The sequence below is a fragment of the Sphingorhabdus sp. Alg239-R122 genome, from assembly GCF_900537065.1.
GTDB lineage: Bacteria > Pseudomonadota > Alphaproteobacteria > Sphingomonadales > Sphingomonadaceae > Alg239-R122.
The window spans coordinates 119489-132858 of sequence record NZ_UNRC01000002.1; the positions used below are offsets into that span (position 1 = coordinate 119489).

General features: G+C 55.4%; 12 protein-coding genes. 4 read left to right on the plus strand and 8 right to left on the minus strand.

Going from position 1 to position 13370, the window contains the following annotated elements; genetic code table 11:
• Positions 1-3: 3 nt before the first annotated feature.
• From G6Q15_RS02520 to rpmI, 5 genes are all read right to left on the minus strand, one after another.
• A complete protein-coding gene (locus G6Q15_RS02520; protein WP_164115330.1) occupies positions 4-1566 on the minus strand; it encodes a peptide chain release factor 3 in 1563 nt (520 codons plus the stop codon).
• 19 nt (positions 1567-1585) lie between these two features.
• The gene (pheT, locus tag G6Q15_RS02525; protein WP_164115331.1) at positions 1586-3979 is read right to left on the minus strand and encodes a phenylalanine--tRNA ligase subunit beta; all 2394 of its coding nucleotides are present in this window, start codon (positions 3977-3979) and stop codon (positions 1586-1588) included.
• On the minus strand, positions 3976-5070 hold the full coding sequence (pheS, locus tag G6Q15_RS02530) for a phenylalanine--tRNA ligase subunit alpha (protein ID WP_164115333.1): 1095 nt from the start codon (positions 5068-5070) through the stop codon (positions 3976-3978). The genes pheT and pheS overlap by 4 nt, the downstream gene beginning before the upstream one ends.
• Before the next feature lie 119 nt (positions 5071-5189).
• Entirely contained in the window at positions 5190-5552 is a 363-nt protein-coding gene (gene rplT / locus G6Q15_RS02535; RefSeq protein ID WP_164115335.1) for a 50S ribosomal protein L20, read from the minus strand.
• Between the two features lie 47 nt (positions 5553-5599).
• The gene (rpmI, locus tag G6Q15_RS02540) at positions 5600-5800 is read right to left on the minus strand and encodes a 50S ribosomal protein L35 (RefSeq protein WP_164115337.1); all 201 of its coding nucleotides are present in this window, start codon (positions 5798-5800) and stop codon (positions 5600-5602) included.
• 239 nt (positions 5801-6039) lie between these two features.
• On the opposite strand from rpmI, the gene G6Q15_RS02545 reads away from it, so the two are divergent.
• The gene (locus G6Q15_RS02545) at positions 6040-6864 is read left to right on the plus strand and encodes a hypothetical protein (protein ID WP_164115339.1); all 825 of its coding nucleotides are present in this window, start codon (positions 6040-6042) and stop codon (positions 6862-6864) included.
• A 7-nt stretch (positions 6865-6871) separates the two neighbouring features.
• Here G6Q15_RS02545 and G6Q15_RS02550 read toward each other — a convergent pair whose 3' ends face one another.
• Together G6Q15_RS02550 and G6Q15_RS02555 are read right to left on the minus strand one after the other, a co-directional pair.
• Positions 6872-7663: an inositol monophosphatase family protein gene (locus G6Q15_RS02550; RefSeq protein ID WP_164115341.1), complete on the minus strand. Its 792-nt coding sequence runs from the start codon at positions 7661-7663 to the stop codon at positions 6872-6874.
• The gene (locus G6Q15_RS02555; RefSeq protein ID WP_164115343.1) at positions 7660-8631 is read right to left on the minus strand and encodes an oxidoreductase; all 972 of its coding nucleotides are present in this window, start codon (positions 8629-8631) and stop codon (positions 7660-7662) included. The genes G6Q15_RS02550 and G6Q15_RS02555 overlap by 4 nt, the downstream gene beginning before the upstream one ends.
• Positions 8632-8650: 19 nt before the next feature.
• Between G6Q15_RS02555 and G6Q15_RS02560 the strand changes: the two genes are divergently transcribed.
• Entirely contained in the window at positions 8651-9271 is a 621-nt protein-coding gene (locus G6Q15_RS02560) for a TetR/AcrR family transcriptional regulator (protein WP_205518064.1), read from the plus strand.
• On the opposite strand, the gene G6Q15_RS02565 is transcribed toward G6Q15_RS02560, so the two are convergent.
• Positions 9268-10203 (minus strand): ribose-phosphate pyrophosphokinase, encoded by a 936-nt coding sequence (locus G6Q15_RS02565; RefSeq protein WP_164115347.1) that lies wholly within the window; start codon positions 10201-10203, stop codon positions 9268-9270. The two genes, G6Q15_RS02560 and G6Q15_RS02565, sit on opposite strands and share 4 nt — an antisense overlap.
• A gap of 136 nt (positions 10204-10339) precedes the next feature.
• Between G6Q15_RS02565 and G6Q15_RS02570 the strand changes: the two genes are divergently transcribed.
• Entirely contained in the window at positions 10340-11995 is a 1656-nt protein-coding gene (locus tag G6Q15_RS02570) for an NAD+ synthase (RefSeq protein ID WP_164115349.1), read from the plus strand.
• On the plus strand, positions 11992-13323 hold the full coding sequence (gene gltX / locus G6Q15_RS02575; RefSeq protein WP_164115352.1) for a glutamate--tRNA ligase: 1332 nt from the start codon (positions 11992-11994) through the stop codon (positions 13321-13323). The genes G6Q15_RS02570 and gltX overlap by 4 nt, the downstream gene beginning before the upstream one ends.
• Positions 13324-13370 lie beyond the last annotated feature (47 nt).

Here is a 13370-nt window from a genome sequence, read left to right on the forward strand (position 1 = left end):
CTATCACCGCTCTTTTGTGGCGCTGAATTTGATTTCCGGGTTCTTCTCTTCCTGATAGCTGACATCCCATGCCGATTTGGCAAGGAATACCATGTCCCCATCGCGATCCTTGGCGAGGTTCGCCTGGCTGATGCGGCTAAAGGCATCGAGTATGGCATCATCACCTGACAGCCAGCGGGCTGTTTCAAATGGGGCCTGTTCGAGCGTTGCCTCGACTTTATATTCAGCGGACAGCCGTGAGATTAGCACTTCGAGCTGCAACTGACCGACCACGCCGATAATCCATTGCCCACCAATTTCGGGATAGAATACCTGGATCACGCCTTCTTCGGAAAGGTCGTCCAGCGCTTTGCGAAGCTGCTTGGTCTTGGTCGGGTCTTTCAGCACGACACGGCGCAGGATTTCGGGCGCAAAATTGGGCAAACCGGTAATACGCACATCGTTTTTCTCGGAAAGTGTATCACCGACCCGCAATGTACCGTGGTTCGGAATGCCGATAATATCGCCAGGGTGTGCATTGTCCGCAATTTCGCGGTCCTGCGCGAAAAACAGGATCGGTGAATGGATGGCAATAGGCTTGCCATGCCCGCTCGGCGTAAGTTTCATGCCGCGTTTGAATGTACCGGAACACAGCCGCATAAAAGCGATACGGTCGCGGTGCATCGGGTCCATATTGGCCTGCACCTTGAAAATAAAACCGGTCACGTCCTTACGGTTTGGCTGGATTTCCTCTGGCTCAGCAGGCTGCGGACGTGGGGGCGGTGCATGGGCTGCAATCGCGTCGATCAGCGGTACTATCCCGAATTCTTTCAGCGCAGAGCCGAAATATACGGGCGTCAGGTCGCCATTACGGTACGCTTCCAGATCAAACGGCATATAGCCTTCCTTGGCGAGTTCCCCTTCTTCAGTCAGCCGCTGTAATGCACCCTCGGACAGCACATCCGCTAGCTTCGTATCACCCAACCCGGCAAACCGCCTTGCATCGCCGAGATATTCTTTGCTCGCACCCGTAGGCTGCGCGAGTGTGTTGGTGGCAAAATCATATATGCCCTCAAACTGCCCGCCCATTCCGGTGGGCCAACCCATTGGGCAGACATCCAGCGCCAACATATCAGCGACTTCATCCATCAGCTCGAATGGATCACGGCCCTCGCGGTCCACCTTGTTGATAAAGGTGATGATAGGCACTGAACGCAGGCGGCACACTTCGAACAATTTGCGCGTTTGCGGTTCGATACCCTTGGCGGCGTCGATGACCATGATGGCGCTGTCGACTGCGGTCAACGTGCGATAGGTATCCTCGGAAAAATCCTCGTGTCCCGGTGTGTCGAGCAAGTTGAAGGTGATGCCCTCTCTTTCGAATGTCATCACGCTGGATGTCACCGAAATGCCGCGCTGCTGCTCGATTTTCATCCAGTCGGACCGGGCACGCCGCGCTGCACCGCGTGCCTTGACCTCGCCTGCCAGATGAATAGCGCCGCCCTGCAGCAACAGTTTTTCAGTGAGCGTGGTCTTACCCGCATCGGGGTGCGAGATAATGGCAAAGGTGCGGCGTTCGTTGGTCATCGGATAATCCTTGCGGGTTTTAGCCCCGAAGCTCCCCGCCCAGTTTTACCGCATTCGCCACCACCTTGTCGGAAATGGCCTGTAGCTCCTCTTCGGTGAAGCTTTTGTCCGTGGGCTGCAAGGTTACTTCTATGGCCAGCGACTTTTTGCCTTCGCCCAGTTCTTCGCCTGTAAAGACATCAAACAGCCGGGCATCGACAATCACTTTCTTGTCCGCACCTTTGACTGCACGCACCAGATCGCCCGCTGCGACGTTGTCATCCACTACAAAGGCAAAGTCACGCGTCACCGCCTGCAATGCGGGCGGGTCATAGGCATCGCGCATATGGTCTTTGAGCGGCTTCATCGGAATGGCGTCTAGGAATATCTCCGCGCCCATTATCGCACCTTTCAAGCCATAAGCCTTTGCAGTCTTGGGGTGCAGTGTACCATAAGCGGCCAGAATTTTTTTGGGACCGAGCCGCAATGTGCCGGACTGGCCGGGGTGAAAGTGCGCACCTGCTTCGCCGAAATCCATCAGCTTGTCAGTTGGCGCACCTGCGGCTTTGAGGAGCGCAATCACTTCGCCCTTGATGTCATAGGGATCAAAACGCACGGCCTTTCCGCCTTGCCAACCACGCGAAGTTTTATCACCGCTTAGTACAAGGCCCACCGTCTGCTTTTCGTCGCTATGACCATTCTTCGCCTTGAAATAACGACGACCAACTTCGAACAGGCGGATAGAGGTTGCGCCGCGGTCCAGGTTGCGTTTGGTGGCTGACAGGAGGCCAGGCAACATCGATGGCCGCATGATTTTCATATCTTCACTGATCGGATTGGCTAGCGTCCAATCGCCGCTGCCGAAAGGTATGGCCTCTTTTTCCGAGATAAAGCTCCAGTTGGCTGCTTCATTAAGCCCGCGTGATGCCGCCGCACGGCGAACACGGCGCTCGGCCAGCTGCATCAGGGAGGCTGTGGGCGAGGCCACACCGGGTGTGCGCGGCAATGGTTCAGACTTGATTTCATCAAGCCCCACCATGCGAACAATTTCCTCAACGATATCGGGCGCGCTGATCACGTCACGCCGCCATGTGGGGATAGAAATGGCCCATGGCGCACCCATAGAAACGCCAAAGCCAAGTGCTTCGAGTATCGCTTTCTGCCGATCTTCTTCCACGGCTATACCGCCCAGCCCCATGCAAAGCGCAGGATCATATGCGATCTCGCGGATATCAGTGGGCGGTGTGCCTGCACGGCTGATCTCGCTTGCGGTGCCACCACAAATCCGCGTGACATAGGCGGTGGCGATTTCAACACCATCGTCCAGAAATGCCGGGTCCACGCCGCGTTCGAAACGCTGACGGGCATCGGATGTAAGCATCAGTTTCTGCCCCGTGCGCGCGATATTTTCCGGTGTGAAATAAGCGCATTCGATAAGCACATCGGTCGTGCCTTCCTCTGCACCGGTCGCTGCACCGCCCATAATGCCGCCAATATCGTGCGCGCCATTATCATCGGCAATCACGGTCATGGTGGAATCGAGCGTATACTCTTTATCGTTGAGCGCGGTAAGGGTTTCACCGTCCTTGGCCTTGCGCGCCACTAGCGGCCCGTTGAGCTTGGCCATGTCATAGACGTGCAGCGGACGGCCGAGATCAAGCATCACATAATTGGTAATATCAACCAGCGCGCTGATCGGTTTCTGTCCAACTGCATTAAGGTGGCGCTGCATCCAATCGGGTGCGCTGCCATTGCTTACGCCCTTTATAGTGCAGGCATAGAAGGCCGGGCAGCCCTCCGGGTCGTCGGTGCGCACATCGGGGCCAGTGCCGCTACGCTCCACGGCCACTTGCTCCAGCGGTTTGAGCGCGCCGATGCCAGATGCGGCCAGGTCGCGGGCGATGCCGCGTACGCCCATGCAATCCTGCTTATTGGGCGTTACGCTTACATCAATCACCGGATCATCCAGCCCGGCATAGTCGGCAAAGCTGCTGCCCACAGCACTTGCGGCGCTGTCATCGAGCTCGATAATGCCGTCATGTTCGTCGCCCAGTTCCAGCTCGCGCGCACTGCACATCATGCCGAAACTTTCAACATCACGGATTTTGGCAGGCTTTAGAGTGAAGTCGCTGCCCGGGATATAGGTTCCTGGCGGACCGAACACACCAACCATGCCCGTGCGCGCATTGGGCGCGCCGCACACGACCTGCCACGGCTCGCTGCTACCATCATCGACTTTGAGCAATTGCAGCTTGTCCGCATTGGGGTGCGGTCCTGCTTCGATGACTTTGGCAACGCGAAAATCGCGCAGCTTGTCAGCGGTGTTCTCAATACCTTCCAGCTCAAGACCGATGGCGGTAAGCTTGTCGGTAATTTCGGTGAGGCTCGCATCGGTGTCGAGGTGCGATTTCAACCAGTCCAGTGTGAACTTCATGCGCCTACTCCTCCGCTGAGTGTCGGAACATCAAGCGCGCTGAAACCATAATGTTTAAGCCAGCGCAGATCGCCGTCAAAGAAAGCACGCAGATCGTGCATGCCGTATTTCAGCATGGCAAGACGGTCGATGCCGCAGCCAAAGGCAAAGCCCTGCCATATATCGGGGTCAAGTCCGCAATTTTCGATCACCTTGCGATTCACCATGCCGCTGCCGAGTATCTCCATCCAACCACCATTTTCGCTGTTGGGATCGCCGCCAATCACACGCTTGCCTTTTTCTACACTGAAACCGACATCGACTTCGGCGCTGGGTTCGGTGAACGGAAAATAACTGGGACGCAGGCGCAGTTCGACATCGTCACGTTCAAAAAACGCCCGTACGAATGTTTCGAGTGTCCATTTTAGGTGTCCCATATGGATGCCCTTGTCGATTACCAGCCCTTCAACCTGATGGAACATGGGTGTGTGCGTGGCATCGCTATCGCTGCGATAAGTACGCCCTGGTGCGATAATGCGGATCGGTGGTTCCTGATCCATCATCGTGCGGATCTGCACCGGCGAGGTATGCGTGCGCAGCAGCATCTGCTGGCCTTCGTTATCCCTATCGTCGAAATAGAACGTGTCGTGCATCGCGCGGGCTGGATGTGTTTCGGGGATGTTGAGCGCGGTGAAATTGCGCCAATCATCCTCAATCTCCGGCCCCTCGGCAACGGAGAAGCCAAGGTCGGCAAAGATTTCAGCGAGCTCGTCCATTACCTGCGCGACCGGATGCACGCTGCCCTGCGGTGTTTCAGGTGCGGGCAGGGTGAGGTCAATCGCTTCGGCGGCAAGTTTTTCATTGAGCAGCGCGTCTTCCATTGCCGCCTTGCGGTTTGCAATGGCGGTGGCAACCTGTTCACGTGCACCGTTGATTCTCGGGCCTTCAGTCTGGCGTTCTTCGGGCGTCATTTTGCCTAGTGTTTTCAGCAAGGTGCTGATCTCACCCTTCTTGCCCAATGCGCGCACACGGATATCCTCAAGCGCTTCCACATTCGCGGCGGACTCTATCTGTGCCAGATAATCCGATGCCAGTTTTTCAATATCACTCATAGCTGCTCCATGGGCTTTTTTGGGCCTTGCGCTCTCCTAGGCAAAAGCGCGCTGCAAACCAATGAAAAAAGCGCCGAAAGCGTTTCCGCCCGGCGCCTTTTTATTTGGGTATCGTTGGTTCAATCCTTGGGCAGCGCGGCCTTGGACTGTTCGATGATGGTTTTAAATACTTCTGCTTCATTCATGGCGAGGTCGGCCATGACCTTGCGGTCAAGGTCGATACCGGCGAGTTTTACGCCGTGCATGAATGTGCCGTATGTCATGCCTTCTGCGCGAACAGCAGCATTAATACGCTGGATCCAGAGCGCCCGGAAGCTGCGTTTCTTGGCTTTACGGTCACGGTATGCATATTGACCGGCTTTTTCGACAGCCTGACGTGCAATACGGATCGTATTTTTGCGGCGGCCATAATAGCCTTTTGCCTGCTCTAAAACTTTTTTGTGTTTTGCGCGGGTGGTAACACCCCGTTTGACGCGTGCCATAACTTAATTCCTTATATATCTATGTAAATCTGGTCAGTACGATGGCGTTACAGCCCGTACGGCGCCCATTTTTTTACTGTTTTCGCATCAGCGTCACAGGCCACTTTCGTGCCGCGATTCTGGCGGATATATTTTGCGTTATGACTCATCAGGCGGTGGCGTTTGCCAGCCACACCGAATTTCACTTTGCCGGACGCGGTGATTTTGAACCGCTTTTTAACGCCGGACTTTGTCTTCAGCTTGGGCATTTCGAACTCCTCAAATCTATGAGTTTCATTTCAGATGCACATGGCAGCCCTAACTGGCCAGCGCATCTCTTACGAAAGCGGGGCATTAGCGGGCGAAATATGATTCGGCAAGCGGGAAATTGTATAAGCAGTTGGCAGTTTGCCATGTGCAATATGTAAATTACCGGCATTTAATTGGCCCTGATGCCACCTGAGTGGCAGGCTTTGGCCCTAAAAGCACATTAAAATAGGGGGTTATAATGCCAGAAAAAGCCACACCGCGTAAAGCACCATCAAAACCGGCACCTAAAAGTGAAGTCAAAAATACCACCGCTTCGTCATTGAAACCGGAAATAGTGGCGGAACGTATCAGCCAGCTCACGTCGCAAATTGTGGGGCAGGCCGAATCCCTTCGTACGCAGGTGCAGGATTCGGAAATCCAGCGCAGCCTTAAGGAATTGCGAGATGCGTCTGTGCTGTTTCAGGATATGACTCAAAGCGCCACCAGTTCCATAATCCAGCCGCAACAACTGAGTTATGGAGCTGGCGACGTGTCGCCCGCGGGCATCTGGCGGCCCAATGATCCGGCAGGTCAAAAGCAGTGTGGTTGTGGTTCCGGTTGCGGTGATGAGTGCAAACCCAAATGCTGTATTCAGTTATATATGTCTGCGCTCAAAGTTATTGACGGACAAGGTGTGCTTGAAGGACGGCTTGAACTTGTTGCGGCAGTGCAGGCCGGAGATACCTGGGGGCTGGTTCCAGGGCTGAGTTCGTTTATCTCGGTTCCGCCGGGAACAAATGGTGTCAAACTGAATGAGCCAATAGCGAATTTCTGTGTGCCATGCGGGGAATGCATGACAATTCCGCTGCATGCAGAAGTCATGGAGCAATCCAATGGCTCATGGGCAGGTGCTCTATGGGAGGGCAAGCTTGAGGTGGGCTCGGCACAAAAGAGCATGACGCTGCGTTGTGATTGCGACATAGCCCCTATCGGCATCGCAGTGGGTCTTACTTCAAACGAAAAAATAAAAGGCGTTGTTGAGGTGGAAATTTCCGCCAAACGCAAGGCTGGCGGTTGTTGCTAAATTCGGCCTAATGGCTGTGTCCTACCATACCCATGGCTTCGAGTACATCATCAAGCCGCGCAGGATCGCCGATGGCCAATACATGACCTTCGCTGCCCGCGTGCAGCGGTTCACCGTTCCAGTCGCACATCTGCCCGCCTGCACCCTCGACGACAGGGACAAGCGCGGCAAAATCGTGCAGTTTCAAACCTGTTTCGCAGACGATATCGACATGGCCTGATGCGACCAGGCCATAATTATAGCAATCCCCGCCATAGATCATGCGTTTATGGTCGGTCTGCTGCGCCAGCGCCATAAAATGATCCGCGTCGTGATTGCTGAAATACTGCGGCCCCGTGGTGGAAAGCGACGCGTCCCCCAGTTCGCGGCAGGCGCGTGTCTTTACAGATTTGCCGTTAAATTCGGTGGTGCGGCCCATCATGCCTGCCCAGCGTTCACATGCTATCGGTTGATCTATAATGCCAATCACGGGCCAGCCATCCTGCAGCATGGCCACCAGAGTCCCGAAAATCGGCCGGCCGGCAATAAAGCTGGTGGTGCCATCTATCGGATCAAGCACCCAGGTCTTGCCAGATGTACCGGTTTTTGTTCCAAATTCTTCGCCGATAATTTCATCATCGGGGCGTTCCTTGTCCAGAATGTCGCGCATCGCGGCTTCGGCGGCCCGGTCGGCTTCTGTCACTGGGGAGGCGTCATCTTTGGAAACGGTATCAAATTTCCCGCGAAAGAATGGACGGATGGCCTCACCTGCTGCATCGGCAAGTTTGTGGGCGAGGTTTAGGTCGGCGGGTGTAGTCATCGCTGCGCTTTAGCGCAGTGGGAAGCCATTGGCCAGCGAGATTGACAAACGCGGTCCTGCCCTATGCACCGACGGGCCACTCTTGCCCAGTCTTCCTGTTTAAGGGCATGTTTTGCAACCGAGGCATCTCCAACTGGACCGCCGACATCCAATATACCTGTGGGGCCGTAATAGGCACCGCCTACCGCTTCATCGCCACCTGCTGAAAGCACAGTTGGAAGTGCACCTTTTTCTGCGGATTGCGCAAAAAGGCGATTTGTGAATTTATAGATTGTGTTTAGCAGTCCTTCGGGGCCGGTACTTTGCAGCGATGTGCTGGAATATCCGGGATGGCAGGCAATGGATTTTATATTGCTTCCTGCTGCTTTCAGCCGTTTGTCGAGCTCGAATGCGAACATGATGTTCGCCAGCTTGCTTTGCCCATATGCCACAGAGGGAGTGTAGTTTTCTTCAAGCATTAGGTCATTGAAATGCATGCGTCCGAATTTGTGGGCGATGCTTGTCACGGTGACGACGCGTCCTTCGTCCTTGTCCAGCATGTCGAAGAGCAGGGCTGTCCACAGGAAGTGACCGATATGGTTTGTACCCAATTGCAGCTCAAAGCCATCCTTGGTTTTCAGCTGTGGTGTCTGCATGATGCCCGCATTGTTGACGAGCGTGTCTATGCGGGGAAAACGGTGATGCAGGTCAGCAGCTGCAGCACGGACAGACGACAAGTCGGACAAGTCGAGCGCAACCTGCTCTGCCTTGCCAGCGCCAAGCTCTACCAAGCTTTTGACAGCTCTCGCTCCTTTATCAGGGTTGCGGCATGCAATGACAATATCGCCGCCAGCCTTTGCGAGTGACTTTGCCGCTTCAAATCCGATACCCGAGTTTCCTCCAGTGATAACAAAAAGTTTTCCGGTGAGGTCTGGCAAACGGTCTGCAGTCCAGTCCGTAAAACCACTATCGACGATTTTATAAGCCATTTTGATTGTTCCTTATCTTATGCGCTGGGATGTGAATTTTCATGTTTCATATTACATAGTTGACAAATTAGATGTATATTGTCAACTATGTAATATGAAACATGCTCAGGACCTCCAAAAGACAATCGCTGTTTTCACGCATTACGGCTATCGCAAAACGTCTATGGACAACATTGCCCAGGCCGTGGGAATATCGCGCCAGGCTCTCTATAAAAAATTTGAATCAAAGGAAAAAATATTCCACTTGGCGGCCAACGCACTAGTTGAGCAATCCTGTAGCGAAGCGCTGGCTGCATTCACGGCTCCAGGACAGCTTCTAGCGCAAAGACTGTTGAACGGTTTTGACAAGTGGTCCGGCCAGCATGTTGACTTGCTCCGCTCATCTCCCCACAGCACCGAGACTGTACAAATGGCGGGCAGCGAAGCTGGTGACGCGACCAAGGACGCTGAAAAAGCCATTATGGAAAAAGTGACAGAACAGCTTCTGGCCGAAAAGGCCATGCAACTTGATGCCCGGCAAGCAGAGAATATAGCAACAGCGCTTTATTGGGCATCAAAAGGCCTGATGTACTATGCGGAGAACCATGCGGCCTATGTACGGGAATTCAAACGCACAATTTCTGCCCTCCTCAGGGACTAGTCAAAAAGGCTGCTCACCGAGCTTTCATCGGCAATGCGCCGGATCGCTTCGCCGAGCAGCGGGGCGATAGAGAGATAGCGGATACTGTCCGATTCCGCTGCCGCTTCCGTGGCCTGGATCGAATCGCTGATCACCAGTTCTTTGAGCGACGACTGGTTGATATTGGCAACTGCGCCGCCTGACAGCACACCGTGCGTAATATATGCGGCCACATCGGTTGCGCCTTTCTCCTTGAGCGCAGCGGCGGCATTGCAGAGCGTGCCGCCTGAATCGACAATATCGTCGATCAGGATACAAAAGCGCCCCGATACATCGCCGATAATGTTCATGACTTCGCTTTCGCCTGCACGTTCGCGGCGTTTGTCGACAATGGCAAGTGGCGCGTTGTCGAGCCGCTTGGCAAGCGCGCGTGCGCGGACCACGCCGCCGACATCGGGCGATACCACCATCAGCTCCTTGCCGCCAAAGCGGGCCTGGATATCCGCGGCCATCACTGGTGCGCCGTAAAGATTGTCAGTCGGGATATCGAAAAAGCCCTGTATCTGTCCGGCATGCAGATCAACCGAGAGAACGCGGTCCGCGCCCGCCTTGGTAATCAGGTTGGCTACCAGCTTGGCCGAAATCGGCGTGCGAGGACCTGGTTTCCGGTCCTGCCTTGCATAGCCGAAATAGGGAACCACTGCGGTGATGCGCTTGGCCGATGCACGGCGCAGCGCATCGATGCAGATCAGCAGTTCCATCAGGTTATCATTGGCCGGATAGCAGGTGGATTGCAGGACAAACACATCCTCACCGCGCACGTTTTCGTGGATTTCGACGAATACTTCTTCGTCTGCGAAGCGGCGGACCGATGCGTCGGTCAGCGGGATTTCCAGATAGCCGGCGATGGCCCGTGCGAGTGGAAGGTTGCTGTTGCCCGCCATTAACTTCATGCGTCTGTCCCCGAAATGCCATGGATTCGTATGTTGCGCACCTTTTTAGCGCAGTCACCGGGAATCTAAAGGTGTAATATCAGCTATCCACGACTCTTTTATTGCCGCCAGTGCTGCGTCGCTCTATCACGCTTTTATGACTGACAAACTCTCTATCATCATCGCACAGATCACGCAGCGCGTAGGTGACTTGGCTGGCAATGCGGATGCGATGCTGGCGATCCGCGAAAATCACAAAGACGCTGATCTGATCGTCTATCCTGAGCTTCAACTCATCGGCTATCCGCCCGAAGACCTTGTGCTCAAACCTGCATTGGTGCGCAGCGCACAGGCGGAACTGCAGCGCATGGCAGCGCTTACTGCCGATGGCGGAGCGGCGATGCTGGTGGGCAGTGTGTTTGCCGAAGACGGACAGCTTTACAATGGCCTGGCGTTGCTCGATGGCGGTGAAATCGCGGCGGTGCGTTACAAGCACGAGCTGCCCAATTACGGTACATTTGACGAGAAGCGCCTGTTCGCAAGCGGTCCCCTGCCGGATCCAATCGTGTTTCGCGGCGTCAAATTGGGCGTGCCGATCTGCGAGGATGTGTGGTTTCCGAAAGTGTGCGCGCATCTTGGCGAACAGGGTGCGGAAATATTTATCGTCACCAATGGCAGCCCGTACGAGATTGACAAGGACGATCTGCGTATCGACTGTGTCGGCAAAGCGCGGGTGCGCGAAACCGGTGTCCCTATGCTGTTTCTCAACCGGATTGGCGGACAGGATGAGGTGGTCTTTGATGGTTGCTCATTCGTGCTGAACGCTGATGCCAGCGTGGCGCACCAATTGCCCGATTGGGACGAAACCATTGTGGCGACCGAATGGAGCAAGGGTGAAGGCAGCTGGAACTGCGCGCCTGGTGAAATCCATGAATTCGATCCGTTCCCGCAGGATGTCTATCACGCCATGCTGGTTGGCTTGCGCGACTATGTGAATGCAAATGGCTTTCCGGGCGTGGTGCTCGGCCTGTCGGGCGGGATCGACAGTGCGCTTTCGGCGGCGGTCGCGGTCGATGCACTGGGTGCAGACCGTGTGTGGTGCGTGATGATGCCGTCACGTTTTACATCTCAAGAAAGCCTGGATGATGCGGCGGGCTGTGCGGAAATGCTCGGCTGCCGGCTTGATAGCATTCCGATACAGCCTGCGATTGAGGGGTTTGACGAAATGCTGGAAGGTAGTTTCTCGGACAAGGAAGTCGATATCACCGAAGAGAATATCCAGAGCCGTATCCGCGGGGTCACTCTGATGGCGCTGTCGAACAAGTTTGGCCATATGCTCCTTACCACCGGCAACAAAAGCGAGATGTCGGTCGGTTATGCCACCATCTACGGTGATATGGCGGGCGGTTATTCGGTGCTGAAAGATGCGTATAAGCTGACGGTGTTCGAGCTGTCACGCTGGCGTAACAAGAATAAGCCGCCCATGGGACTTGGTCCGGACGGTCCGGCTATGCCCGACACGGTTATCACAAAGCCGCCAAGTGCCGAGCTGCGCGAGGATCAGAAAGACAGCGACAGCCTGCCGCCCTATGAAGTGCTTGACCCGATCCTGCACGGGCTGGTCGAGGAGGAGCTGTCGGTCGGCGCACTGGTCGAACGCGGATTTGACCGCGACACGGTGGCGCGGATCGAACGGCTGCTCTATATCGCCGAATATAAACGCCGCCAGGCCCCCCCAGGCGTCAAGTTAGGAACCAAGAATTTCGGCCGTGACCGGCGCTACCCCATTACCAATGCATTCAGGACATCATGATCGTTAAAACCCGTTTCGCACCGTCGCCCACCGGCCATCTGCATGTCGGTAATATCCGTACCGCGCTGCATAACTGGATGTTTGCGCGTAAAATGGGCGGGCAGTTCCTGCTCAGGCTCGATGACACCGATGCTGAGCGGTCGAAAGAGGAATTTGTGGATGGCATCCGCCGTGACCTCGGTTGGCTCGGCTTGTCGGCAGATGGTGAAGAACGGCAGTCGGGCCGGTTTGATGTATACGAGGCTGGTTTTGAAAAACTGAAAGCCGCTGGGCGCGTCTATCCCTGCTATGAAACAGCGCAGGAGCTGGAGCTGAAACGCAAAATCCTGCTCGGCCGGAGCAAACCGCCTGTATATGACCGTGGCGCGCTGGAGCTGACCATAGAGCAGGTGGCGGCTTATGAAGCCGAAGGCCGTCGTCCGCACTGGCGGTTCAAGCTCGATCACGAGACACCCATTACATGGAAGGACTTAGTGCGTGGGGAACAGAAATTCGACGCATCCCTGCTGTCCGATCCGGTGATCCGGCGCGAGGATGGCAGCTGGCTCTATATGCTGCCGTCGGCGATTGATGATGTGGATATGGGTATCACCCATGTCGTGCGCGGGGAGGATCATGTGTCCAACACCGCGGCGCAGGTGCAGATGTTTGAAGCCATGGGCGCCAGCCCACCCGAATTTGCGCATGAAGCGCTGCTGGTTGGCAAGGAAGGCAAGTTGTCAAAGCGCCTTGGATCGCTGGGCGTGGCGAGTTTCCGTGAGCAGTCTATCGAGCCGATTGCGGTGGTTGCGCTGTTGGCACGGTTGGGCACATCCGATCCGGTTGAGCCCGTAACGGGTATCGAACCTTTGCTTGAGACATTTGATTTTGCGCGTTTCAGCCGCGCGCCTGCGCGTTTTGATGACGAGGAACTGAAGCTCATAAACCAGAAAATCGTGCATCAGCTTGACTATGCCTATGTCGCAGACAGGCTGCCCGCCGATATGGATGAGGCGGGCTGGCATGCAATCCGGCCCAATGTTGCCAATATTTCCGATGTTGCGGACTGGTGGCAAATTGCCAGCGGTGAAATTGAATGGCCTGATTTGGAAGCGGAGGATGCCGCCTATATTCGCGCCGCACACGCTGCTTTGGCGGATATGGACTGGGGCGATGATATCTGGAAGCGGTTGACGGGCGCATTGAAGGAAGCGACGGGGCGCAAAGGAAAATCGCTGTTCATGCCGCTCCGCCTGGCGCTAACCGGGAAAGCCCATGGCCCTGATATGGGCGAGATGCTGCCACTCATAGGGCGCGACATGGCGCTGGACAGGCTCTCGGAATATTAAAAAGCCCCATGAATGGCGGGTTGACCGTGAGTCTGCTCCGTATATGC

Coding starts and splice junctions, on each gene's coding strand:
- G6Q15_RS02520 (WP_164115330.1), bottom strand. CDS start 1,566: ATGACCAACGAACGCCGCACCTTTGCCATTATCTCGCACCCCGATGCG.
- pheT (WP_164115331.1), bottom strand. CDS start 3,979: ATGAAGTTCACACTGGACTGGTTGAAATCGCACCTCGACACCGATGCG.
- pheS (WP_164115333.1), bottom strand. CDS start 5,070: ATGAGTGATATTGAAAAACTGGCATCGGATTATCTGGCACAGATAGAG.
- rplT (WP_164115335.1), bottom strand. CDS start 5,552: ATGGCACGCGTCAAACGGGGTGTTACCACCCGCGCAAAACACAAAAAA.
- rpmI (WP_164115337.1), bottom strand. CDS start 5,800: ATGCCCAAGCTGAAGACAAAGTCCGGCGTTAAAAAGCGGTTCAAAATC.
- G6Q15_RS02545 (WP_164115339.1), top strand. CDS start 6,040: ATGCCAGAAAAAGCCACACCGCGTAAAGCACCATCAAAACCGGCACCT.
- G6Q15_RS02550 (WP_164115341.1), bottom strand. CDS start 7,663: ATGACTACACCCGCCGACCTAAACCTCGCCCACAAACTTGCCGATGCA.
- G6Q15_RS02555 (WP_164115343.1), bottom strand. CDS start 8,631: ATGGCTTATAAAATCGTCGATAGTGGTTTTACGGACTGGACTGCAGAC.
- G6Q15_RS02560 (WP_205518064.1), top strand. CDS start 8,651: ATGCGCTGGGATGTGAATTTTCATGTTTCATATTACATAGTTGACAAA.
- G6Q15_RS02565 (WP_164115347.1), bottom strand. CDS start 10,203: ATGAAGTTAATGGCGGGCAACAGCAACCTTCCACTCGCACGGGCCATC.
- G6Q15_RS02570 (WP_164115349.1), top strand. CDS start 10,340: ATGACTGACAAACTCTCTATCATCATCGCACAGATCACGCAGCGCGTA.
- gltX (WP_164115352.1), top strand. CDS start 11,992: ATGATCGTTAAAACCCGTTTCGCACCGTCGCCCACCGGCCATCTGCAT.